Source organism: Falsiroseomonas stagni DSM 19981 (assembly GCF_900114315.1).
GTDB lineage: Bacteria > Pseudomonadota > Alphaproteobacteria > Acetobacterales > Acetobacteraceae > Falsiroseomonas > Falsiroseomonas stagni.
In genome coordinates this window covers 1-22752 of sequence record NZ_FOSQ01000028.1, presented here as the reverse complement: position 1 = coordinate 22752, position 22752 = coordinate 1, and the positions used below count along the sequence as shown (strand labels likewise).

Below are 22752 nucleotides of genomic sequence, written 5' to 3'. Positions count from 1 at the left end.
CCGTCAGCAGCGGCTTGCGGCCGACGCCCTCCTTACGGTTCGACAGACCGGAAACGCCTTCGGCATTGTAGCGATGAACCCAGTCCCGCAGCGTCTGCCGATCCATCCCGCAGGTCTCTGCCGCAACCGCTCGCGGCACGCCCTCCAGCACCAGTGCCAGGGCCAGCATGCGGCGCGCCGCCGAGGCGTCACGGCTTCCCGCCGCCAGGCGTCGCAACTCCGACGCCGTATGGTCCTTCCGGTCTACCGACACCGCCATGATCCGCCCCTTCCGCCCTCAGGCGCAGCGAATCACACATCGACAGCGCACCAACATCACCATCGAGTCAGCCATTCAGGGCGCTGGTATAAAAAGGCTAAAGGCGCTTTAGGCGGGTCGCAGAAGAACGATCATTTCCAATGACTTGCGGGAATATCGTGGATTCCCTCAAGAATTAGGAGAATTCTCAAAGCCCTTAGTGGCTAAAAGGCCACACCCCGCAGGATGGTGCCGAAATCCGCATCCGCCAGATCGGCTGAGAAGGCGGGGAACCGCGTCGCCAGCCGTCGCGGCCATCCCGCGACAAGGCGCTCCACCGCCGGATCGGGGACGAAATCCACCTTCTGCCGGGCGGGCACCCCCTCCGCCTCCAGCATCGCGATCGCCACCGCGCCGCTCACGGCCAGGGATGGCACATGCAGCAGCCGCGCCGGCAACTCGGCCGCCAGCGCCGCCCGGCAGGCCAGCGCCACGGCGGCCCGCACGCTCGCGATGGGCAGCGCATGGTCCGGCGCCAGCGGCGCCGTGAAGCGCGCGCCGCGTCTGGCATGCGCCACCAGGTCACTGATGAAGCCCGCACCCGGCGGGCCGCTGCGCGTCGTGCGCAGGACGCAGATCGGCAGCCGCAGCACCACCGCATCGGCATCGCCCCGCCGCGTGGCATCGGCCAGCAGCGCCTCCGCCACCGTCTTGGTCATGCCGTAGGTGGAGGCCGGGCGCGGCGGGCTGGCCTCGTCCGGCTCGGCCTCCCCGTCCCCGAAGACGCCGATGGAGGACAGCAGCACGAAGCGCGCAGGCCCCGCGAAGCGCAGCGCGGCTCGCGTGCCCTCCACATTGATCGCCCAGGCGGCGTCGGGATCGGCCTCGCTGGCCTGGGTGGTGATGGCGGCGGCGTGGATCACGGCGTCGAAGCGCGTGCCCGGTGGGAAGGCTTGCGCGATATGCGCGATATCGCCGGCGATCACGCCAGGCGCCGCGACCCGGTCGAAGCGCGTCACGGTGGCGCCGGATCGTTCCAGCGCCTGCGCGATGCAGCCGCCGAGGAAGCCGGCGCCGCCAGTGACGAGGACGCTTCTATTCGGCGGTGACATTCGCGCTGCGCACGACCTCCGCCCAGCGCTGCACATCCTCCGCCAGGAAGGCGGCGAAGGCCGCGCCTTCGCGCAGGTTCGGCGCCATGCCGAGGCGGATGCACTCCGCGCGCACACTCTCCTTCCGCATGGCCTGGGCAGCCAGGGCGCGGTAGCGGGCGATGGCGGCTTCCGGCACGCCGGCAGGGGCGAAGAAGGCGAGCCAGGCATCGGCCTCCACGCCCGGCACGCCGGCCTGCGCCAGCGTCGGCAGTTCCGGCAGGTGCGGCGACCGGTTGGGGGAGGCGACGGCCAGCGCCCGCACGCGCCCCGCCTGCACCTGGGCCAGGACGGTCGGCGTCGTGGCGAAGCTGGCATCGATGTGGCCGCCGAGCAGGTCCTGCATCAGCGGGGCGGAGCCGCGATAGGCGATGTGGTTCATCTGCAGCCCGGTCCGTGCGCGGAACAGCTCCAGCGTCAGATGGGCGGCCGAACCCTGGCCCGTCGATCCGCAGTTCAGCCGCCCCGGCTGGGCGCGGAGCAGGTCGAGAAACTCCGGCATCGTCCGCGCGGGCAGGTCGTTCTTCACCACCAGGATGTGCTGCAGGTCGACCAGCAGGGCGATCGGCGTGAAGTCATTGATGGGGTGGTAGCCACCGCCCTGCGGGATGAGGGAGATGTTGGTGGCATGGGTCTGGTTGGTGCCGAAGACCAGCTGCGTGCCGTCCTTCACCCCCTGCGCCACGCGCCTCGTGCCGATGGCGCCGGCGCCGCCGCCCACATTCTCCACCACCATGGGCTGGCCAAGATCGGCGGAGAATTCCAGCGCCATCATCCGGGCGATCAGGTCCGTCGGCCCGCCGGCGGGATAGGGTACCACCAGCGTCACAGGCCGGGGCGGCACCCAGGGGGCCTGTGCGACAGCAGGCGAAACGAGGGCGGCAAGGCCCGTTCCAGCGATCAGGCGGCGGCGCGACAGCATGGTTCCTCCCGGGGATTGGCGTTGGCGCCGCACCCTGGCGAAGCCGCGCGCCGGCGGCAAGGGCTACGCGAAGACGGCCTTGATGGCGGCTTCCGCGACTTCGCGGTCCTGGTCGCCGGTGCCGGACCCGACGCCGATGCCGCCCACCACCGCGCCATCGATGATGATCGGCACGCCGCCCTTGAGGTTCGTCATCCGCCCCTCCGTCGCGATGGCCAGCTTGATCTCGAGCTCCGGCCCCATGCCGCCGGTGGCCCGCCCGGTGGAGGCCGCGGTCTCCGCCTTGCGCCGCGCGGATTCGATGGACAGGATTCGGGCGCCATCCATGCGGATGAAGGACAGCAGGTTGCAGCCCTCATCCACCACCGCGACGCATTGCGGCTGGCCCATCGCGGTCGCGTGGTCGGCGGCGGCGCGGATCAGCGCGATCGCCGCTTCATGCGTCAGCTTCGTCGCGGTGCGGGTCAGCGCCATGACATCTATCCTTCCAGAAGGTCCGTCACCAGCATGCAGCCGGGCGCATGCGTCGCGTAATAGGGCAGGCCGGAGGCTTCGAGCGCCGTCAGCGCCGTCAGCCCGCAGGCCCAGAACAGGCATTCCTCCCCGGGCTCGGGCAGCAGCACCTCGCCCCAATCCGGCTTCTCGATGTCGAGGATGCCGAGATGGGCGGCGTGGCCGCGATGCACCGGCGCGCCATGGCTGCGCGGCAGCCGGCCGGTGATGAAGGAGACGCGGCGCACATCCTCCTGCGCAAAGGGCCGCATGGAGACGACGAGGTTGCCGCCGAAGCGCCCCGCCGGCACGGCCGGGATCCAGGTGCGGAACAGCGGCCCCTGGATGCCGAGCTCGACATGCCGCATGCGGATGCCGGCGCGGGACAGCGCGGCTTCCGCGCCAAACCAGCAGCCGATGGCCACCGCCACCATGTCCTTGCGCCAGGCCGCCATCAGGTGCTCGACCGGCGTCGCCACGCCGTCGCGATACAGCATGTAGCCCGGCAGGTCGGTCCGCACATCGAGGTCCAGGCCCAGTTCCGGCAGCCGCGGATCGCCCTTCCTGCTGACGGCCAGCAGCGGGCAGGCGGCCGGATTCTCCTCGCAGAAGCGGACGAATTCCTTCGCCGCATCCGCCGGCAGCACCACCAGGTTGGCCTGAACATGACCACGGGCGCGGCCCACGCTGAGACCGCGATACCCCCCCCGCACAAGCTGGCGAAAGGCCAGCCCGGATTCAGACATGTCTTACGAAGCCCCCATCCACGCGCAACACCGTGCCCGTGACATAGGATGCGGGAGCGGAACAAGCAAAGGCCGCCATGGCCGCGACCTCCTCCGGTCGCGCATAGCGGCCCATCGGTATCTGCGCCCAGGACCGGGCGCGGACCTCATCCTGGCTGATCCCCTCCCGCGCCGCGGCGGCGGCATCGGTCAGGTGGACCCGTTCCGTGCCGACGCGACCGGGCATCAGGATGTTCACCGTGACACCCTGCCTGGCGACCTCCGCCGACAGCGTCTTGGACCAGGCGATGATGCCGGCGCGGATGGCGTTGGAGATGCCGAGAACCGGCAGCGGCTGCACCGCGCCGGTGGATACCACGGTCAGCACGCGCCCCCAGCCCGCGTCGCGCATCGCGGGCAGGAACAGATCCGTCAGCCGATAGACCGCCAGCGCCATGCCCTGGAAGGCTTCCGTCCAGTCCTTCGGATCGCGCCCCGCGGCGCCGCCATAGGCCGGGCCACCGGTATTGTTCACCAGGATCTCCGGCGCGCCGAACTCCGCGTTCACCGTCGCCGCGAAGGCATCGAGCCCCGCCGTATCCATCAAATCCAGCGCGAAGCCTGCCGCGCCCTCCCCCAGCGTCGCCACGGCCTGCGCGGTGGTCGCCTGGTCCCGCGCCGCGATGGCGATGCGCGCCCCCTCCGCCGCCAGGGCCTGCGCGATCGCCAGCCCCATGCCGCGATTGCCGCCGAGCACCAGCGCCCGACGCCCCCGGATGCCTAGGTCCATGACCGGGGACCGAAGGCGGAGGAGACCGATTGTTCGATGAAGCGCCCGCGCCCCGGCTTCGCCCGCAACTCGCCGTGCTCCACGATCATCTCCCCCCGGGAAAGCACCCGTTCGGGCCATCCCGTCACGGACATGCCCTCCCACGGCGTATAGTCGACATCGTGGTGCAGCAGGTCGTTGGTGATGGTCACGCGGTGCTCCGGGTCCCAGATGGCGATGTCGGCATCGGCGCCGATCGCGATCCGCCCCTTGCGGTCGAGGCCATAGATCGCGGCGTTGTTCGCCGCCGTCAGCGCCACGAAGCGCGGCAGGCTGATGCGGCCGGTGACCACGCCCTCGCTGAACAGGATCGGCAGGCGGGTCGCGAGCCCCGGCACGCCGTTGGAGACCTTGCGGAAGGGCGCGGCCGGTCCCGCGCGAAGCTTGCCCTCCCCGTCGAAGCGGTAGGGGGCGTGGTCGCTGTTGAACAGTTCGAAGGTCCCATCCTCGATCCCCCGCCAGCAGGCGGCCTGGGAGGCGGTATCGCGCGGCGGCGGGCTGCACATGACCTTGGCGCCCAGCATGTCCGGCTGGTCGAGGTCCTGTTCCGTCAGCGTTAGATACTGGGGGCAGGTCTCCGCGATCACCGTCACGCCCCGCGCCCGCGCCCGCCGGATTTCCTCCAGTGGCTCGGCGCCGGACACATGGACGATCACCAAGGGAACGCCCGCGATCTCCCCCAGTGTCAGCGCGCGATGCGTGGCTTCGCGTTCGACGGGCAGCGGGCGCGAGGTGGCGTGGAAGCGCGGCGCCGTCTGGCCGCGCCGCTCCAACCGATCCGCCAGCCAGCCGATGATCTCGTGATTCTCCGCGTGCACCAGCACCACCGCGCGCTGTTCGCGGGCGACCTCCAGCACATCCAGGATCTGCGTATCGGACAGCCGCATCGCCTCATAGGTCATGTAAACCTTGAGGCTGCGGTGCCCGCGCGCCACCAGCGCGGGCAATTCCTGGCCCAGCACCTCCGGCCTCGGATCCGCCAGCACCAGGTGGAAGCTGTAGTCGAGATAGGCGTTGCCCGCCGCGCGGCGGTGGTAGTCCTCCACCGCCGCGCGCAGGGACGTGCCGCGATGCTGCACGGCGAAGGAGAGCGTGCAGGTGGTTCCTCCGAAGGCCGCGCTGCGCGTGCCGGACAGGAACCCATCCGCCATGCGCGCGCCGGCGGAAGCCAGGCCCGGCGCCTGCACCTGGTCGATATGCACATGCGCGTCGATGCCACCGGGCAGCACCAGCCGCCCCGTCGCATCGATGCTGCGCTCCGCATCGCCCAGGCGCTCCGCGATGGCGGCGATGCGGCCATCCAGGATGCCGATATCGGCGCGGAAGACATCGGCCGCGGTGGCAACGGTGCCACCGCGGATCACGGTATCGAAGCGGGTCATGCGCTTGGCTATGCCGGCAGGCGGCGGATGTCCATCGAGGGCAGGAAGGACGGATCGAAGACATCGCCCGGTGCGATCGGCGTCGTCAGGCCGAAGGCGCGGGAGACGGTGGCGACGGAGGTTGCGAAGCGATCCGCGCGCACGCCGCCCATGCCATCGGCGCGGCTCTCCTCCGTCGTCATCTGCTTGGTGATGAGCCAGCGCAGCTTCTCCGTCTCCAGCGCCACATCGGTCAGTGGCTCCCTCCGGCGCAGCGCGGCGATGGCGGCAACAGGATCGGCGGCGGCGGCCTGCCAGCCGCGGGCGGCCGCGGCGGTGAAGCGGCGCACGGCCTCGGGGTTCGTCTCCAGCATCCGCTTCGACGCCAGGATGCCGTTGCCATAGAGCGGCAGGCCGCTATCGGCGAAGTACTGGAAGCGGATGTCCTCCGGCCTCGCGCCCGCGCGGACCAGGCCGAAATACATGGTGCTGTCGAAGCCGAGGATGGCGTCCACGTCACCTCGCATCAGGAAGGCTTCCCGCAGCCGCAGGTCGCCATACTGCCAGCGCACCGTGCTCGCATCGATGCCCGCGGTCGCCGCGAAGGCGGGGAAGATGCGGAAGGCGCCATCGGTCAGCGCCGCGCCGATGCGCTTGCCCGCCAGGTCCCGCGCCGCGTTGATGCCGGCGCGGGGGAAGGACGCGGCGGAAAGCGGGCTGCGGTAATAGACCATGTAGACGCAGCGCGCCGCGGAGGCCGGGTTCCGGGCGTTGAATTCCAGCAGCACGTTGATGTCGCCGATGCCGAATTCATAGGTGCCCGAGCCGACCCGCGTCACCGCCTCACCCGATCCGCCGCTGCTGTCGAAGCTGCAGCGCAGCCCGGCCTCGCGGAACCAGCCGCGTTCCTCCGCCAGGAAGAAGGCGGCGTTCGACCCATCGAAGGGCGCGGCGAGGGAGACCTTCACCTCCAGCGGCGCCTGCGCGCGGACGGTGCCGGCGGCCAGGATGGCGGGGGTGGCGAGCAGCAGGGAACGGCGGGTCGTCATGGCGGATGCTCCTCGGGATGGCGAGGATCGTTCTGCAACCGCCATGCCAGCCCCCGATTGCCCCCGGATTGCCCCTGAACCCGATCCCGCGCAGGATTGTGCGCAATCCCCTGCGCGAAGGAGCGGCAGATGGCCGGCGACCCGCACCGCCTGGTGGGCGTCATCAACGCCGCCAACCGCCCGAAGGCGGAGGATGCGGAGGCCGTCCACGCCCATCTGTTCGAGGCGATCGTGGACCAGCGCCTGCCACCCGGCGCCAAGCTGACCGAGCAATCGCTGGTCGAGACCTTCGACATCGGCCGCCGCGCCATCAATGACGCGCTGAAGCGCCTGGTCTGGGAACGCCTGGCGGTGGCGCCCCCCAACCGCGGTGTCTTCGTCGCCGCCCCGGATGCGGAGGAAGCCCGCGCCATCTTCGCCGCCCGCCGCGCCATCGAGGGCGGCTGCGTGGAGGCCGTGGCCCGGCGCGGCGACCCAGGCGACGCCGCCCTGCTGCTGGACAATTTGGCGGAGGAACACCGCCTGCGCCGTGCCGGCGAAATGCGGGAGGCGATCCGCCTGTCCGGTGGCTTCCACACCCTGCTCGCCCGCCTGTCCGGCAACCCGATCCTGGAGGAACAGGTCCATCTGCTGGTCGCGCGCACCAGCCTGGTGGTGGCGCTGTATGAGGACCGCACCGGCCTTGCCTGCTGGCATGACGACCATGGGGAGCTGGTGGCGCTGATGCGCGCCCGGCGTCACCGCGCCGCCGTGACGCTGATGCAGAAGCACCTGAGCGACATCGAGCGCGGCCTGCGGCTGGACCGCCCGCCGGTGGAGGGCATCGACATCCGCCTCATGCTCGCCCGCCCCTCTTGACGGGGGCGCGGCATTCCGTGGGAGGCTGTGGAAACACAAGGGGGATGCCGGGATGGATGGGCTGTTGCTGCAGGGTTTCTTCCGTTCCTCCGCGGCCTGGCGCGTGCGCATCGCGCTCAACCTGAAGGGGATCGGCTACGCGCAGGTGGCGCGGCACCTGCGGCGCGGTGAACAGCGGGCGCCGGATTTCATGGCGAAGAATCCGCAGGGCCTGGTACCGGCCCTGGAAGTGCCAGGACAGGGCGTGCTGACGCAATCGCTGGCCATCATCGAATGGCTGGAGGAGACGCAGCCGGGCGCGCCGCTGCTGCCCGCCGATCCCTGGGCCCGCGCCCGCGTGCGATCGCTGGCGCAGATCATCGCCTGCGACATCCACCCCATCCAGAACCTTCGCGTGCTGGCCTATCTCAAGCGCGAACTGGGGCAGGAAGGGCCGACGGTGGACGCCTTCGCGCGCCACTGGATCACGGGCGGCCTGGCCGCGCTGGAACAGCGCCTGGCGACGGAAGCCGAAACAGGCCTCTTCTGCCATGGCGATGCGCCCGGGCTGGCAGATCTGTGCCTGGTGCCGCAACTCGGCAATGCGCGGCGCTTCGGCACGGAACTGTCACCCTACCCCACCATCCTTCGCATCGAAGCCGCCTGCCTGGCGCTGCCCGCTTTCCAGCAATCAGCGCCCGACCGGCAGCCGGATGCGGAGTAGCGCCTACCCCACCGCGTTGCGCAGCACGCCGATGGCATCGACTTCGAATTCCAGGGCATCGCCGCTGCGGAGGAAACGCGGCGGCTTCTGCGTGGCGCCGGTGCCCTCCGGCGAACCGGTCGCGATCACGTCACCGGGCAGCAGCGGCGTGATGGCGGAGAGGTAGGCGATCAACGCGGGGATGCCGAAGAACATCGCGCCCGCCTTGCTGTCCTGAACCACCTTGCCATTGAGGCGCGCGCACAGCGTGAGGTCCCGCCAGTCGCCGACCTCATCAGCGGTCACGACCCATGGCCCGATGCTGCCGGACTCGAAAAAATTCTTGCCGGCGGTGACGCTGTGCGCCTGCCAGTCCCGCACCGAGCCATCGTTCAGGATGGTGTAGCCGCCGACATGATCCAGCGCATCCGCTTCCGCGATGCGGTGGCCGCCGCGGCCGATCACCACGGCCAGTTCGCATTCATAGTCGAACTGCTCCGACACGCCAGGCAGCCGCAATGCCTGGCCGGGCCCGACGAGGGCCGCCTGGTGCTTCAGGAAGTAGGAGATATTGGCCGGCCCCTTCACCTCGCCCCCCAGCGGGTGCGGCTTCGGGTAGTTGAGGCCGATGCAGAACAGCCGCGCAGCGGGCAGAGGGTTGAGCAGGGTAATGGCGGAAAGCCGGTAGCGCGGGCCGTTGGCGTCGGTGCAGGCCATGGCTTCGGCCATCGTCTCCGCCGGCAGGGCGACGACCTCCGCCCCTTCCAGCAGCCCGTAGCGCGCAGCGCCCCCGGTCGAGAACCTCAGCAGCTTCATTCCCTGGCCCTTTCAGCCCGGCACCACCACCTCCGGCATCGCCGCCAGCAGGGTGCGCGTGATTGCGTGTTGCGGGGCATCGAAGATGGCGGCGGTCGGCCCCTGTTCGACGATCACGCCCCGGTGCAGCAGGGCGACACGGTCGCAGATGTAGCGGATGACGGAAAGATCGTGGCTGATGAAGAAGTAGGTCAGGCCGAGCCTGGCCTGGAGGTCCACCAGCAGGTTCAGCACCTGCGCCTGGACGGAAACATCCAGCGCACTGGTCGGTTCATCCAGCAGCAGCAGCGACGGTTCCGTCACCAGGGCCCGCGCGATGCCGATCCGCTGGCGCTGGCCACCGCTGAACTCATGAGGGTAGCGGTGCAGGTGCTGCGGGCCGAGGCCCACCTGCGCCAGGATGCGCGCCGCCCGTTCCGTCCGCCCGCGCGAATCAAGGCCGATGGAAGCGCGATGCACGACCAGCGGCTCCGTCACGATGTCATGCACCGACATGCGCGGATTGAGCGAGGCGTAGGGATCCTGCCACACCACCTGGATGCGGGCGCGGAGGTGCCGCATGGCGGCGGGCGTCAGGCGCGCCATGTCCTCGCCCTCGAACAGGATCCGGCCGCTGGTGGGTCGATCGAGCCGCAGGATGCAGCGCGCCAGCGTCGACTTGCCGGAACCGGATTCGCCGACCAGGCCGAAACTCTCGCCCTTCGCGACGGAAAGCGAGACATCGCGCAGCGCCGTGACGGGCGGCGTGCGGCGGAACAGGCCGCCGCGGATGAAGGTCTTGGTCAGGCCCTCGATCTTAAGCATGGGCGAGCACACAGGCCACGCGGTGTCCCTCCTCCACCGTGACGCTGGCCGGCAGCACCGCGCATGCGGCGCGCGCATGCGCGCAGCGCGGCGCGAAGCGGCAGCCGGGTGGTGGCGCCAGCAGGTCCGGCACGCTGCCAGCCAGGCCCTGAAGCGCGCCACGCGCGACATGGCGCGTCGGGATCGCCGCCAGCAGTGCCTGGGTGTAGGGGTGGCGCGGCGCGCGGATCACCTGCGCGACACGCCCGCTTTCGACGATGTTCCCCGCATACATCACCGCGACATGCGTGCAACTCTGCGCCACAACGCCGAGATTATGGGTGATGAGCATCACCGCCATCCCGGTCTCCGCCACCATCCCCTTCAGCAGCGCCAGAACCTGCGCCTGCACAGAGACATCGAGCGCCGTGGTCGGTTCATCCGCGATCAGCAGCGAGGGCCGGCCGATCAGCGCCATCGCAATCAGCACGCGCTGGCGCATGCCGCCGGAGAACTGGTGGGGATAGTCGTCGAGCCGCGAGGCCGCGTTGGGGATGCCGACCTTGTCAAGCATCCGCGCCGCCAGGTCCCGTGCCGCGGCGCGCGTGATCCGCTCGGAATGACGCGCCGCGGCGAGCGCGACATCGACCAGCTGATCGCCGATGCGGAAGCTCGGGTTCAGGTTCGTCGTGGGGTCCTGGAAGATCATGCCAATGTGGCGGCCGCGCAGCTTGCGAAGTTCACCTTCCGGCATCGCCAGGACATCCTGCCCCTCGAACAGGATGCGGCCGGCCCGGTAGCGCGCGGGTGGCGTGGGGACGAGGCGGGAGACGGAGAGGCCGGTGAGCGACTTGCCGCAACCCGTCTCCCCCACCACGCCCCAGACCTCGCCGCGCCGGATCGTCAGGTCGATGCCGTTGAGGACATGCGCTTCCCCATCGAAGCTCTGCATGCCGAGGTGAAGGCCCTCGATCTCCAGCAGCGCCGTCATCGCCGCGCCTTGGGGTCGAACAGGTCGCGCAAGCCATCGCCCAGCAGGTTGAAGCCGAAGACGGCCACGAAGATCGCCATGCCCGGCGCCAGCGCCATCCACCAGAAATCCGGCATGTAGCCACGCGCGACGGAGAGCATGGCGCCCCACTCCGGCGTCGGCGGCCGCACGCCGATGCCGATGAAGCCCAGCGAGGCGACCGTCAGGATGGCAAAGCCCATGTCGAGCGACATCTTCACGATCACCGGTGTCGCGACATTCGGCAGGATGTGGCGAAACAGGATGCGCGCGCCGGAAGCGCCGATGGCACGGGCGGCGGTGACGAACATCTCCTCCTTCCTTGCCATCACCTCGGCACGGACAAGGCGCGCATAGCCGGGCCACCAGGACAGCGCGATGGCGAAGACCATGTTGGCCATCCCCGCGCCCAGCGCCGCCGCCACCGCCATCGCCAGCATCAGCCCGGGGATGGTGAGCTTGAGGTCGGCAAGGCGCATCAGCACCTCATCCACCCATCCCCCCGCATAGCCCGCGATGGCACCAATGACGGTGCCGACCAGCGTGCCAAGCATGACCACCGCGAGCCCCGCGACGATGGAAACGCGCGCGCCGGCCATGACGAGGGAGAGCACATCCTGCCCGACCTCATTGGTGCCGAAGGGATGCGCCAGCGATGGCGGGCGGAAGCGCGCCGCGGTGTTGACGCTGCCCGCGACATGGTCCGGAAAGGGCGCCAGCCAGGGCCCCGCGACCGCCAGCAGCAGCAGCCCCGCCACCATCACCAGGCCGAGCACGGACAGCCAGCTGCGCGTGAAGCGGTAGGCCGCGCGGCGGAAGGCCTGGCGCGGCGCGACGGTCGCGCTCATTCCACGCGCACCCGCGGGTTCACCAGGCCCTGCATCACATCGACGAGCAGATTGGCGAAGACGAAGATGGTGCCGATGACGAGCGTGACGCCGATCACCGGCATGAAGTCCTGCGACACCACGGACTTCGTCGCATAGAGCCCGATCCCCGGCCAGTCGAAGACCGTCTCCACCAGCACCGTGCCGCCGAGCAGCCAGCCGAAATACAGGCCGATCACCGTCAGCGTCGCCGCCACCGCGTTGCGGCTGACATATTTGAACAGGATCAGCGATCGCGAGAGGCCGAGCGCTCGTTCCGTCAGCACATAATCCTGTTGCAGCACCTCCAGCGTCGAGGCCCGCATCATCCGCATGATGGTCGCGAGCGGAGAGAGCGACATGGCCAGCGCCGGCAGCAGCAGATGCTGGCACGCGACGCCGAAGGCGTAGCCGTCACCGGCGACCAGTGCATCGATGGTGAGGAAGCCCGTCACCCAGGGCGGCGGATCCTCCGTGATCGGGAAGCGGCCGGACAGCGGCAGCCAGCCGAGCCACATGGCAAAACCGAGTTGCAGCAGCAGGCCCAGAAAGAAACGCGGCATGGAGATGGCGCCCAGCGCCGCGACGCGGGACACCGCATCCGGCCAGCGATCCCGCCACACCGCCGTTGCCAGGCCCATCGGCAGGCCGATCGCGACCGCGATGAACATCGCGGCGAAGACCAGTTCCAGCGTCGCCGGAAGGAAGGCTGCAAGGTCCTCCGCCACCGGCCGGCGCGTGAAGATGGAGACACCGAAATCGCCGCGCATGAGGCCCGACAGGTAGCTGCCGTATTGCGTCAGCAGCGGCCGGTCCAGGCCGAATTCGCGCGCGACATCAGCGATCTCCGCCGCGCTGGCATTCGGCCCGGCGGCCAGCGCCACCGGATCCCCCGGCAGCATCCGACCGATGATGAAGACGAGTGCCGTGAGCCCGACCAGCACCGGCACCGTCAGCAGCAGGCGCCGCAGCAGGAAGCGGATCATGCGATGCCCCCTGCCGCACGCCTCATCGCAGGGAAAGCCCCGCAACCTCGATCGCGTTGGACGCGACGGGGACGAAGCGGAAGCCCTGGACGTTGTCGCGCAGCGCGAGCTTGCGCCGTTCCAGCACACCGAAGATGTCCGGCGCGTCCGCCACCACCTTCTCCTGGAACTGGCGATAGATGGCGATGCGCTTCGCCTCATCCGGCTCCGACCGACCGGCCTCGATCAGCGCATCGACCTCCCGGCTGTTGTAGACAGCGTTCTGCCAATTGCCGTTGCGCGACGAATGGTAGGCGGCGAAGGCGATGTTGTCCGGGTCGCCGTAATTCGCGGTCTGGTAGACCGGGAAGAGGTCCGGGAAGGTCTCCGGCGACCGGCAGGCCGCGACCATGTCCGGCCAGTTCATCGGGCGGATCTCCAGCTCGATGTTCAGCTGCTTCAGGCTGTCGAGCATGATGAGCGCCCAGCGCCGCTGCTGGTCCAGCCCCGCCACATGCACCATGGTCAGCTTGATGCCGCCATTCGGGCTGCGCGACCGCGCCAGGTGTTCCCGTGCCTTCGCGATGTCCGTGCGGTAGACGACAAGATCGGGATTGTGGCCGAGGATGCCATTGGGCAGCGGGCCGATCATCAGGTCGGCATAGCCGGCCGCATCGGCGATGGCCTGGTAGTTGGTGGCGTAGCTGATCGCCTTGCGCAGTTCCAGGTCCATCAGCGGGCCGTGGCGCGTGTTCAGCTTGATGGAGAAGGTGCGGTACTCCGGCTCGATCACCCGGACGATGCCGGGGCGGTCGCGCAGCGCGTCCATATCCTCGCTGGTCAGGTCGACCGCGATCTGCACCTCGCCGCGCTGCAGCTGAAGGCGCTGTGTCGCCGTCTCCCGCACGATGCGCCAGATGGCGCCGGTCAGATTGCCGCCGCCGGGCTTCCAGGCATTCGCGACGCGCTCCAGCTCATACAGATTTCCCGCCTCCGCACGGCGCACGCGGAAGGGGCCGGAGGCGGCGAGGTTGGACCGCAGGAAGGTCTGGCCGTCATCACTGCCGAGATTGGCCTCCACCTGCCTCTTCGACGCGATCCAGGCCCAGGGCAGCACCTGAAGGAAGGCGGAGAAGGGCTTTGCCAGCGTGAAGCGCACCGTGCCGGCATCGACCGCGGTGACTCCGTCCGGCGTGACCACACCCTGGATCATCCAGGCATTGCCGCGGTTGAGGCGAATGAGACGATGGAAGGAATAGACCACATCCTCCGCCGTCACCGCGCTGCCGTCCTGGAACTTCGCGGCGGGATCCAGCTTGAACTCATAGGTCAGGCCATCGGCGGAGACGGTCCAGGACGCGGCCAGGTGCGGCACGGGCCGAGGCGGATTCCCCTCCACCCGCACCAGGCTGTCATAGGTGTTCCGCAGCAGCATGCTGGCGGAATAGCCGGTCGCGATATGCGGATCGAAGTTGGGGATGTCCTGGTTCGACGCGATCACCAGGATGCGCCGGCTGCCCTGCTGCGCGAAGGCGCCATCCGGGAGCGCCAGGGCACCCAGGCCCCCCGCGGCCGTCGCCAGCAAGGCACGCCGCGACAGCGCGGCCGAAATCGGATTCACCATGCCCATCTCCTTCACGCGGCCGCTTCCGCCGCCATCGCCTGCCCATAATCCCGTTGCGCCGCCTGCGCGGAGACGAAGCCCATGGCCACGTCCCGCGCCAGCAACGCAGGGTCCCGTTGCGCAGGGTCGCCATAGCCGGCGCCGCCTGCAAGCGTCAGTTCGACGATTTCATCCGTGCGAGTCAGCTCCACCAGCTGTCCGGTCCCGCAATCGCGCAGTTGGCGGCCCGCCGCGTCCAGCACCTGCCCCATCGCGCCGCCACCCGGCGCACCACCAGCCAGGCCCGGGATCGGGTTGCGGACACCCTCGGGATAGACGGAGACGAGGGTCGGCCTTCCGTCATCCAGCAGCTTGCGCAGCCGCACGCTCTGGCCAAGACCGCCGCGATGCCGACCGGCACCGCCGCTATCCCGGTCGAAGCGCTTGCTCATCACCAGCACCGGCACGCGGGATTCCAGCAGTTCGATGGAGGTGTTGGACGCGGATGTCGGCCACAGCATGGTGGACAGCCCGTCGCCACGGTCCGATCCGCCCTGGCCGCCGCCGCAGAACAGCATGTCCGAATAGAAACGGCCGGACGCATCCTGTCCGTAGATCGTCGCCGCAACGGCCAGCCCGGTGAAGGCTTGCACCTGCCGTGGCGCCGCATCCTCCAGCGCGCGGAAGATGACGGGTGCGAGGTACCAACCCGTGCGCGTGCGGATATTCACCGATGCCGGCCTGGTGCAGTTGAGGATGGAGCCCTCCGGCGCCAGCACGGTGAAGGGACGGTAGCAGCCGGCATTGCCGCGCACGCCCGGCGTCAGCATGCATTTCAGCGGATAGGTCGCATGGGCGGCCGTGTAGTTCATCGTGCAGTTCAGCCCGCCCTGCGGCATCTGCGGCGGCGCGCCGGCGAAATCGATCACCATCTCATCGCCACGCACCGTGATGGCGACGGGGTATTCGACCAGCTTGCCGAAGGGATTGTTGCAGATGGTGGAACGGTAGATGCCATCGGGCAGCGCGCGTATCGCATCGCGCATTGCCTTCTCCGACAGGCCCTGCACCACTTCCGCCAGCGCGCCCAGTTCCTCCATGCCGTAATCATCCATGAAGGCCAGCAGGCGATCCGCGCCGATGGCATTCGCCGTGATGAAGGAATTCACATCGCCCACGACCTGGTCGCCATTGCGGACATTCTCGGCGAGCAGACGGAACAGGGTCTCATTCTGGCGCCCCTGCTCGACCAGCTTCATCGGCGGGATCTGGAAGCCTTCCTCGTAGATCTCCCGCGCCCGCATCGAATCCTTGGTACCGCCGATGTCGGAGACATGGCCGACCGTCCCCATGAGGCCGACCAGCACGCCCTGGCGGAACACCGGCGTCACCACCGCAATATCGAACAGATGCCCGGCGCAAAGCCAGGGATCGTTCGTCACCAGCACGTCGCCGGGCTTCAGCGTCTCCGCGGGATAGCGTTCCAGCAGCGCCTTCACCGCGCGCGGCAGCGTCAGGTTGAAGACCGGCATGGCGCGCGGGCTATGCGCCAGCGGCTCCCCTCGATGGTCCAGCAATTCGCATGCGAAATCCTGGCTCTCGGAGATGACGAGGGAGAAGGCGGTGCGGCAGACCGTCAGCCACATCTCCTCCACCACATTGACCAGGCGGGACCACATGATCTCCAGCCCGATGGGATCGGCGGCGATGCGGCGCACCGCCTCCGCCCGGTCCATCGTTGCCGTCACCAGGGTGGCGGCGGCGCGGGGCTGCGCGACGGCGATGCGGAGGTTGAGGCTGTTATCCACCGTCACACGATCGCCGGGCGCGATGATGGTGGTGCTTTCCCGCTCCTCGATGATGGCGGGGCCTTCCACGACATCGCCGGGGCGGAGCGCGTAACGGTCATGCACCGAGGCATCCGTCGCGCCATCCGCGAACCAGGCACGCCGGCGGCCCTTGAGATGCGCGGTCGCGGCGCCACCGGTCGCGCCCGCCAGCGGCAGCGCGGGGGTCGGCCCCGCGGAGCGGACGCGGAAATTCACCGCCTCGATCCGCGCGCCATCGGGCACCATGGTGTAGCGGGCGGAATAGGCACGGGCGAAGCTGTCGCGAATGGCAGGAAGCGATGATGCGTCGATGCGGCCATTCGGCAGCTTCACGCTGATGTCGTGCATCTGCCCGACCAGGCGCATGTCGGCGCTGCGTTCCACCACCACATCGTCGGCCGCGATGCCGGCTTCGGTCAGCCGCGCGCGGCCCTCATCCTCCAGCGCGGCAAGCAGGGCGTTGATGGCGCTGCTGTCGAAGCCGTCGCGGAACTCGCAGCGCAGGCTCCGCACGCCGTCGAAGGACAGGGGCGCCGCGAGGAAACCGAGCGCCGAGGCCGCGCCGGAGGCGGGGGGGATGATCACCTCCGTCACGCCCATCGCGCGCGCGACATCGGCGGCATGGGCCGGGCCGGCGCCGCCGAAGCCGACCATGGCGTAGTGGCGCGGGTCCTTGCCCTTCTCCACCAGATGCACGCGCGCCGCGGCGGCCATGCTTTCCACCACGACCTTATGGATGCCCCAGGCCGCTTCCTCGACGGACAGGCCGAGCGGCGTCGCCACCGTCGCCACCGCGCGGCGCGCCGCCTCCAGGTCCAGTTTCATCCGGCCGCCGAGGAAGAAGCCGGGATCGTAGTAGCCGAGCACCAGGTTCGCATCCGTCACGGTGGGCTTCGTGCCCCCCATGCCGTAGCAGGCTGGGCCCGGATCGGATCCCGCGGAATGCGGGCCGACCTTCAGCAGGCCGACCTCATCGATCGCGGCGATGGAGCCGCCGCCGGCACCGATCTCGATCATCTCAATCGCGGGTGCCTTGATGGGCAAGCCCGATCCGCGCGTGAAGCGCTGCAACCGGGCCGCTTCCAGCATCGGTGCCACTTCCGCGCGCCCGTCCTCGATCATGCAGGCCTTGGCGGTGGTGCCGCCCATGTCGAAGCTGATGACATCAGGCTTGCCGGCGAGCGCGCCGAACAGCGCCGTTGCGAGGCCGCCACCCGCCGGCCCGCTTTCCAGCAGCCGGATCGGAACATCCCTTGCGGTATCGAGCGAGACGAGACCGCCGGCCGAATGCATCAGCCGCAGCGGGCCGTCATAGCCGCGGGCCACCAGCGCGCCATGCAGCCGTGCGAGGTAGCCCTGCATCAGCGGCTGCACATAGGCATTGGCGCAGGTGGTGACGATGCGCTGGTACTCACCCATCTCCGCCACCACGCCGGAGGACAGCGACACCGCGATGCCGGGATGCCGCGCGCGGATCAGCGCCGCGGCCTCACGCTCATGCGCCGGGTTGGCATAGGCGTGCAGGAAGGCGACGGCGATCGCCTGGCACCCCGCCGCCACCAGCGCATCGGACGCAGCCACCACCGCGGCGCCATCCAGCGGGGTGACGACGCCGCCCTGCGCGTCCATGCGTTCCGGCACTTCCAGCCGCAGGTCCCGCGCCACCAAGGGCTGCGGAAACTGGAGGAACAGATCGTAGATGTCGTAGCGCTGTTCCGTGCCCATCTCCAGGATGTCCCGGAAGCCGTCCGTCGTGATGAGGCCGAGCTTCGCGCCGCGCCGTTCGATGATCGCATTCGTCACCAGCGTCGTGCCATGGACGATCTCGCTGACCGCCGGCAGGGCGATGCCGCGCATCGCGACCAGTTCCTCCAGGCCCAGCAGCGCGGCCTCGGCGGGGTCATGCGGTGTCGTCAGGCGCTTGTGCAGCGTCACCTGGCCGTCCTGCGCATCCACCAGCACGAAGTCGGTGAAGGTGCCGCCGATGTCGAAGCCGATGCGCCAGCGTGCGGTGTCCATGCTCATTCTTCCTTCAGGCGCTGCGCTTCACGGGACGATGCGCGGCATCGCCGGTGATGGCGCCGATGCGCGCCGCGCCTTCCAGCAGGGCGCGGGCGATGGTGCGGCGTTCCGTCGTATCCGTGGTGGCGGCGGGGTAGGAGATGCAGAGGCTGACGAGTTCGGCGGTTTCCGGTTCCGCCACCGCCACGGCGATGGCGCCGACGCCGCGATTGGCCTCGTCATGCGATGTCGCATAGCCACGGCGCCGCACCTCCGCAAGGCGCCGCAGCAGATCCGCGATATCCTGCGGCGCGTTGGGCGATGGCGGTTCGAAGCCTGCGGCGTAGAGGCGCCGAACCTCCGCATCAGGCAGGCGTGCCAGCAGGCTGCGACCGGTCGCGCTGGCGAAGGCGGGCAGGCGACGGCCGATGGTGGAGGAGACGCGCAGCGCATTGCTGCCCTGGTGGTCGGTCACCGCCGTCACCTCCAGCCCCGCGCGCAGCGTGACATAGCCGGTATGGCCGCAGGCCGCGGAGACTTCCGCCACCACCGCATCAGCCCGGTCGATCAGGGAGGATGACCGCCGATAGGCCCGCGCCACATCCACCAGCAGCAGGCCGGGCCGGTAGCGCTTGCTGTCGCCGACCGTCTCCAGCAGCCCCGCGTCGCGCATGGCTCGCAGCAGGCGCGACGCGTTGCTCTTGGGCCAGCCCAGGCGGCCGACCAGGTCGGTCACCGTCAGTTCCGTGCAATCGGCGCCGTAGCAGCGCAGCACCTGCGCCGCGCCATCGAGGATCGTCACCGGGCCGCCTTCGGGAGTAGTTCCATAAAATGGAACCATGGTTGCGGGATACGGAACGTTAGGCCCCGTCTCGCCGCCGCGTCAACCACCTTTCGCCGGCCCGTGGTGTGGCTATGCTGGGCCGATGCTTCGCACCTTCTCCGTCCGCGACGGCCACCTGCATGTGGAGGAAGATGCGCCCACGGGGTCCCTGCCCCTGGGTGCGCTGTGGCTCGACCTGCAGAGCCCCTCCGCGCAGGAGGAAGCGGCGGTGGAGCGCCTCGTCGGGCTCGATATCCCGACGCGGGCGGAAGCCGCCGCCATCGGGGAGAGCGCTCGGCTATACGTCGAGGACAATGCGCTGGTGATGACGGCGGCAGTGGTGGCCGGCGTGTCGGAGGGTCGGCGGCCGGTCGCGGCGGATGTCACCTTCGTGCTGACGCCCTCCCTCCTGGTGACGGTGCGGGAGGCGGACCCACTGCCCTTCCGCGCTTTCGTGCAGAGATGCCGGCGGGAGCCCGCGGTGCGGCAGATGCCGGAGACGGTGTTCCTCGCGCTGGTGGAGACGATCATCGACCGCGCGGCAGAGCTGCTGGATGGCGCGCAGGCGGAGCTCGAGCGGGTCTCTGCGGAAGCCTTTGCCGATGCGGATCGGAAGGCCCGGCGGCGCGCCATCGATCCCCGCATCCTGGTCAAGCGCATCGGCCGCATCAACGCGCTGGTGGCGCGGCTGCGGGAAAGCCTGCTGGGCCTGGGCCGCATGCTGGCCTTCTTCCGGCAGAACGCCGCGACGGCGCTGCCGGACTCCGCGCTGCGGCGCCTCGCCTCCATGGAAGGCGATGTGCGCGCGCTGGCGGAATTCGATGCGCAACTGTCCAACGAACTCTCCTTCGTGCTGGAGGCGCTGTTCGGCCTGACGAATGCCGAGCAGAACCGCATCATCCGCGTCTTCACCATCGCCTCCGTCCTGTTCCTGCCGCCGACGCTGGTCGGCACCGTCTACGGGATGAACTTCGAGGCGATGCCGGAGCTGAAATGGATCTTCGGCTATCCCATGGCGCTGGGGCTGATGGTGGCCTCCGCCGTGCTGCCCTATTGGCTGTTCCGGCGGAACGGCTGGCTGTAGCAGACGGCGGCGCTGTTCCAGCCTGGGGCGTGACGGGCTAGCCTGGACGCAGAGGAGACCGCCATGGAAAACCCCCTGATCCGCCTGGCCGACTACGCCGCGGCGTGGCGCCTGGCGCCACTCTCCGAGGAGGTCGCACACCACGCGCGGCGCGCGCTGGTCGACTGGTTCGCCGCCATGCTGCCGGGCTGCCTCCAGCCGCCCGCAACGCTGCTGGCCGCGGCCCTGGCTTCGGAGCGCGGCGCCGGCGGCGCGATCTGTTACGTGGATGGCGAAGCCGCGGGCATCCGGCACGCCGCGCTGCTGAATGCGGTGGCGAGCCATGTGGTGGAGTTCGACGATATCCATCGCGACAGCGGCCTGCATCCCGGCGGGCCCACCATCGCCGCCGCGCTGGCGACGGCGCAGGCGCGGGGCGCCTCCATGGACACGCTGCTGCGCGCCGTGGTGGCGGGCTACGAGGTCGGCGGCCGGATCGGACTGGCGATCCAGCCCAGCCATTACCGCAACTGGCACATCACCGGCACGGTCGGCACGATCTGCGCGGCCGTCTCCACCGGCGTGGTGCTCGGCCTCGACGCCACGCGGATGGCGCATGCGATCGCGACGGCGGCGACGATGGCGGGCGGGCTGCAACAGGCCTTCCGGGGGGAGGGCATGTCGAAGCCCATGCATCCCGGGCACGCGGCGGAAGCTGGTGTGCTGGCGGCGCTGGCCGCATCCGGCGGCGTGACGGGCGCGCTGGATGTGCTGCACGGGCCGGTCGGCTTCGCCGCCGCGACCAGCGAGGATGCGGGCAAGTGGGACCGCGCGCTGGACGGGCTGGGGGATTCCATTCCCCTCATCACCGGCATCACCTTCAAGAACCACGGCTGCTGCGGGCACATCTTCGCCGCGCTGGACGGGATCGACGCGCTGCGGGCCGCTCATGGCTTCGGGCCGGACGACGTCGCCGCCATCCATGTCGGCGGCTACGGCCCCACCAAGGACATCTGCGACCGGCCGGAAGTCTCCACCGAGCAGCAGGCCCGCTTCAGCCTGCAATACTGCGCCTCCGCCCTGCTGGTGCTGGGCGGCGTGCGCGTCGCGGCCTTCACGCCGGAACGGCTGGCCGATCCGCGCATCCGGGCGATCATGCCGCGCGTCACCGTCAGCCTCGATCCCGAACTGGCCGGTGCCTATCCCGGGCGGCGGGCGGCCCGGCTGCGGGTGACGCTGGCCGATGGCCGCGTGCTGGAGCATTTCCAGCCGACCCGGAAGGGCGACCCCGATGCCCCGCTGACGGATGCCGACCTGGCCGCGAAGTTCCGGGAGCTGGCCGTGCCCGTGGTGGGGGCGCCACCGGCGGAGGCGCTCCTCACCCTGCTCACCCGGGGCCATGCCCTGCCGGGCCGGCTGGCCCTGCTGGCACCCGCGAAGGCGGCCTGAAGGGGGCGCACAATAACCCGATTCAACGTCGTTATTTGTGGCGCGCTTGATTTCCACGAACGGACTATGTATCTGCGGGGCCCCGCGTGATTTGTGCCGGCAGAGGACCCCCGACCCATGACCGCGACCCCCGCCCTTCGCCGCCGCTCCCTTCTCGGGCTCGCCGCCGCTGGGCTCTGCGCGCCGGGGCTCGCCCGGGCGCAAGGGTGGCCGGAGCGGACCATCCGGCTGATCGTCCCGGTGGCGCCCGGCGGCAGCCAGGACATCGTCGCCCGCCTGTCCGCCCGCGCGATCGGGGAGGCGCTGGGCCAGTCGATCACCGTGGAGAACCTGCCGGGCGGCGGGTCCAATATCGGCTATGCGGCCGCCGCGCGCGCCGCGGCCGATGGCTATACCCTGCTGGCGGGGTCGGACACGCTGTCCATCACCGGGGCGCTGACGCCGCGGCTGGCCTATGATCCGCTCGGCTTCGCCGCGGTGCACCGCACCGTGCGGGTGCCGCAGATCCTGGTGGTGCGGGCCGACCACCCGGCGAAGGACTTTGCCGAATGGTTCGCGGCATCGCGGCGGGAACCGCCGGCGGTGGGCACGCCGGGCAATGGCAGCCTGGCGCATCTCCTGCTCGAACAACTCTCCCGCGCCGCGGATAGTGCCTGGACCCATGTGCCCTATCGCGGCGGGGCGCTGGCGGTGAACGACCTGATGGCGGGGCAGCTCCAGGGCGTCATGATCAATATCGGCGCCGTCACCGACCATGTCCGCGGCGGGCGGCTGCGGGGCCTGGTGGTCAGCGCCGATGCCCGCACGGCGGCGCTGCCGGAGGTGCCGACGCTCGGCGAACTCGGCCTCGGCGCCATCACCTCGGTCGGCTGGCACGGGCTGGTCGCGCCGGCGGGGACGGACCCCGCCATCATCGCCCGCCTGAATGCCGCGAGCCGCGCGGCGGCGAAGCGGCCGGATGTGGCCGAGCGCTTCGCGAGCCTCGGCGTGGAGCCGACCGATGAGGGGCCGGAGGTGCTGGCCGCCGCCATCCGCGACGATGCCGCCCGCTATGCCGAGGTGGTGCGGCGGTTCAACATCCGCGCGGAGTGAATTCTCGCCGGCCGGGCTGTGGCTTTTTAGCCACTAACCCGTTTAAGCCGATTATACCAGCGCCCTGAATGGCTGACTCGATGGTGATGTTGGTGCGCTGTCGATGTGTGATTCGCTGCGCCTGAGGGCGGAAGGGGCGGATCATG

Annotated in this window: 21 protein-coding genes; 5 read left to right on the top strand and 16 right to left on the bottom strand. The window is 69.9% G+C overall.

Features of this window, described 5'->3' with window-relative positions:
* The 8 genes from BM041_RS29155 to BM041_RS29120 form a co-directional block, all read right to left on the bottom strand.
* The coding region (locus BM041_RS29155) for a helix-turn-helix domain-containing protein (RefSeq protein ID WP_245762312.1) at positions 1-259 on the bottom strand (259 nt) is incomplete at its 3' end.
* Positions 260-462: 203 nt separating this feature from the next.
* Complete coding sequence (locus tag BM041_RS29150) at positions 463-1350, bottom strand: NAD-dependent epimerase/dehydratase family protein (protein ID WP_175534249.1); 888 nt, start codon at positions 1348-1350, stop codon at positions 463-465.
* The gene (locus tag BM041_RS29145) at positions 1334-2233 is read right to left on the bottom strand and encodes a Bug family tripartite tricarboxylate transporter substrate binding protein (protein WP_175534248.1); all 900 of its coding nucleotides are present in this window, start codon (positions 2231-2233) and stop codon (positions 1334-1336) included. The genes BM041_RS29150 and BM041_RS29145 overlap by 17 nt, the downstream gene beginning before the upstream one ends.
* Before the next feature lie 141 nt (positions 2234-2374).
* Positions 2375-2785, bottom strand: coding sequence for a GlcG/HbpS family heme-binding protein (locus BM041_RS29140; RefSeq protein ID WP_092963523.1), 411 nt, complete (start codon positions 2783-2785; stop codon positions 2375-2377).
* Positions 2786-2790: 5 nt separating this feature from the next.
* Positions 2791-3549, bottom strand: coding sequence for a D-glutamate cyclase family protein (locus tag BM041_RS29135; RefSeq protein ID WP_092963521.1), 759 nt, complete (start codon positions 3547-3549; stop codon positions 2791-2793).
* Positions 3542-4318 carry an SDR family oxidoreductase gene (locus BM041_RS29130; protein WP_092963519.1) on the bottom strand — a complete coding sequence of 259 codons (777 nt, stop codon included), beginning with the start codon at positions 4316-4318 and terminating at the stop codon, positions 3542-3544. The genes BM041_RS29135 and BM041_RS29130 overlap by 8 nt, the downstream gene beginning before the upstream one ends.
* A complete protein-coding gene (gene hydA, locus BM041_RS29125) occupies positions 4309-5739 on the bottom strand; it encodes a dihydropyrimidinase (RefSeq protein WP_092963517.1) in 1431 nt (476 codons plus the stop codon). Before hydA ends, BM041_RS29130 begins: the two co-directional genes overlap by 10 nt.
* A gap of 8 nt (positions 5740-5747) precedes the next feature.
* A complete protein-coding gene (locus BM041_RS29120; RefSeq protein WP_175534247.1) occupies positions 5748-6767 on the bottom strand; it encodes an ABC transporter substrate-binding protein in 1020 nt (339 codons plus the stop codon).
* A 129-nt stretch (positions 6768-6896) separates the two neighbouring features.
* Between BM041_RS29120 and BM041_RS29115 the strand changes: the two genes are divergently transcribed.
* Both BM041_RS29115 and maiA read left to right on the top strand, forming a co-directional pair.
* Positions 6897-7625, top strand: a complete 729-nt coding sequence (locus BM041_RS29115; protein WP_092963513.1) for a GntR family transcriptional regulator — start codon at positions 6897-6899, stop codon at positions 7623-7625.
* A gap of 52 nt (positions 7626-7677) precedes the next feature.
* Entirely contained in the window at positions 7678-8328 is a 651-nt protein-coding gene (gene maiA, locus BM041_RS29110; RefSeq protein ID WP_342713827.1) for a maleylacetoacetate isomerase, read from the top strand.
* A gap of 3 nt (positions 8329-8331) precedes the next feature.
* Here maiA and BM041_RS29105 read toward each other — a convergent pair whose 3' ends face one another.
* From BM041_RS29105 to BM041_RS29070, 8 genes are read right to left on the bottom strand one after another with little or no spacing between them, the layout of a single operon-like run.
* Positions 8332-9123, bottom strand: coding sequence for a fumarylacetoacetate hydrolase family protein (locus BM041_RS29105; RefSeq protein ID WP_092963511.1), 792 nt, complete (start codon positions 9121-9123; stop codon positions 8332-8334).
* Positions 9124-9135: 12 nt separating this feature from the next.
* Positions 9136-9927 (bottom strand): ATP-binding cassette domain-containing protein, encoded by a 792-nt coding sequence (locus tag BM041_RS29100; RefSeq protein WP_092963509.1) that lies wholly within the window; start codon positions 9925-9927, stop codon positions 9136-9138.
* Positions 9920-10897, bottom strand: coding sequence for an ABC transporter ATP-binding protein (locus BM041_RS29095; protein WP_092963507.1), 978 nt, complete (start codon positions 10895-10897; stop codon positions 9920-9922). Before BM041_RS29095 ends, BM041_RS29100 begins: the two co-directional genes overlap by 8 nt.
* Positions 10894-11763: an ABC transporter permease gene (locus BM041_RS29090; RefSeq protein WP_092963505.1), complete on the bottom strand. Its 870-nt coding sequence runs from the start codon at positions 11761-11763 to the stop codon at positions 10894-10896. The genes BM041_RS29095 and BM041_RS29090 overlap by 4 nt, the downstream gene beginning before the upstream one ends.
* Positions 11760-12767, bottom strand: coding sequence for an ABC transporter permease (locus BM041_RS29085; protein ID WP_092963503.1), 1008 nt, complete (start codon positions 12765-12767; stop codon positions 11760-11762). The genes BM041_RS29090 and BM041_RS29085 overlap by 4 nt, the downstream gene beginning before the upstream one ends.
* Positions 12768-12789: 22 nt before the next feature.
* Positions 12790-14370, bottom strand: a complete 1581-nt coding sequence (locus BM041_RS29080) for an ABC transporter substrate-binding protein (RefSeq protein WP_092963529.1) — start codon at positions 14368-14370, stop codon at positions 12790-12792.
* 11 nt (positions 14371-14381) lie between these two features.
* Complete coding sequence (locus tag BM041_RS29075) at positions 14382-18197, bottom strand: hydantoinase B/oxoprolinase family protein (RefSeq protein ID WP_245762311.1); 3816 nt, start codon at positions 18195-18197, stop codon at positions 14382-14384.
* Between the two features lie 13 nt (positions 18198-18210).
* On the bottom strand, positions 18211-18981 hold the full coding sequence (locus BM041_RS29070; RefSeq protein ID WP_092963499.1) for an IclR family transcriptional regulator: 771 nt from the start codon (positions 18979-18981) through the stop codon (positions 18211-18213).
* A 124-nt stretch (positions 18982-19105) separates the two neighbouring features.
* Here BM041_RS29070 and BM041_RS29065 point away from each other — a divergent pair, with 124 nt between their 5' ends.
* The 3 genes from BM041_RS29065 (at position 19106) to BM041_RS29055 (ending at position 22606) form a co-directional block, all read left to right on the top strand.
* On the top strand, positions 19106-20086 hold the full coding sequence (locus BM041_RS29065) for a magnesium transporter CorA family protein (protein WP_175534246.1): 981 nt from the start codon (positions 19106-19108) through the stop codon (positions 20084-20086).
* A gap of 63 nt (positions 20087-20149) precedes the next feature.
* Positions 20150-21514: an MmgE/PrpD family protein gene (locus tag BM041_RS29060; RefSeq protein WP_092963495.1), complete on the top strand. Its 1365-nt coding sequence runs from the start codon at positions 20150-20152 to the stop codon at positions 21512-21514.
* Between the two features lie 117 nt (positions 21515-21631).
* Positions 21632-22606 (top strand): Bug family tripartite tricarboxylate transporter substrate binding protein, encoded by a 975-nt coding sequence (locus BM041_RS29055; protein ID WP_092963493.1) that lies wholly within the window; start codon positions 21632-21634, stop codon positions 22604-22606.
* Positions 22607-22752 lie beyond the last annotated feature (146 nt).

Bases quoted from the DNA above. Each gene is read 5' to 3' on its own strand.
- BM041_RS29150 (WP_175534249.1), bottom strand. From the start codon at position 1,350: ATGTCACCGCCGAATAGAAGCGTCCTCGTCACTGGCGGCGCCGGCTTC.
- BM041_RS29140 (WP_092963523.1), bottom strand. From the start codon at position 2,785: ATGGCGCTGACCCGCACCGCGACGAAGCTGACGCATGAAGCGGCGATC.
- BM041_RS29135 (WP_092963521.1), bottom strand. From the start codon at position 3,549: ATGTCTGAATCCGGGCTGGCCTTTCGCCAGCTTGTGCGGGGGGGGTAT.
- BM041_RS29130 (WP_092963519.1), bottom strand. From the start codon at position 4,318: ATGGACCTAGGCATCCGGGGGCGTCGGGCGCTGGTGCTCGGCGGCAAT.
- hydA (WP_092963517.1), bottom strand. From the start codon at position 5,739: ATGACCCGCTTCGATACCGTGATCCGCGGTGGCACCGTTGCCACCGCG.
- BM041_RS29120 (WP_175534247.1), bottom strand. From the start codon at position 6,767: ATGACGACCCGCCGTTCCCTGCTGCTCGCCACCCCCGCCATCCTGGCC.
- BM041_RS29115 (WP_092963513.1), top strand. From the start codon at position 6,897: ATGGCCGGCGACCCGCACCGCCTGGTGGGCGTCATCAACGCCGCCAAC.
- maiA (WP_342713827.1), top strand. From the start codon at position 7,678: ATGGATGGGCTGTTGCTGCAGGGTTTCTTCCGTTCCTCCGCGGCCTGG.
- BM041_RS29105 (WP_092963511.1), bottom strand. From the start codon at position 9,123: ATGAAGCTGCTGAGGTTCTCGACCGGGGGCGCTGCGCGCTACGGGCTG.
- BM041_RS29100 (WP_092963509.1), bottom strand. From the start codon at position 9,927: ATGCTTAAGATCGAGGGCCTGACCAAGACCTTCATCCGCGGCGGCCTG.
- BM041_RS29095 (WP_092963507.1), bottom strand. From the start codon at position 10,897: ATGACGGCGCTGCTGGAGATCGAGGGCCTTCACCTCGGCATGCAGAGC.
- BM041_RS29090 (WP_092963505.1), bottom strand. From the start codon at position 11,763: ATGAGCGCGACCGTCGCGCCGCGCCAGGCCTTCCGCCGCGCGGCCTAC.
- BM041_RS29085 (WP_092963503.1), bottom strand. From the start codon at position 12,767: ATGATCCGCTTCCTGCTGCGGCGCCTGCTGCTGACGGTGCCGGTGCTG.
- BM041_RS29080 (WP_092963529.1), bottom strand. From the start codon at position 14,370: ATGGTGAATCCGATTTCGGCCGCGCTGTCGCGGCGTGCCTTGCTGGCG.
- BM041_RS29075 (WP_245762311.1), bottom strand. From the start codon at position 18,197: ATGGACACCGCACGCTGGCGCATCGGCTTCGACATCGGCGGCACCTTC.
- BM041_RS29065 (WP_175534246.1), top strand. From the start codon at position 19,106: ATGCTTCGCACCTTCTCCGTCCGCGACGGCCACCTGCATGTGGAGGAA.
- BM041_RS29060 (WP_092963495.1), top strand. From the start codon at position 20,150: ATGGAAAACCCCCTGATCCGCCTGGCCGACTACGCCGCGGCGTGGCGC.
- BM041_RS29055 (WP_092963493.1), top strand. From the start codon at position 21,632: ATGACCGCGACCCCCGCCCTTCGCCGCCGCTCCCTTCTCGGGCTCGCC.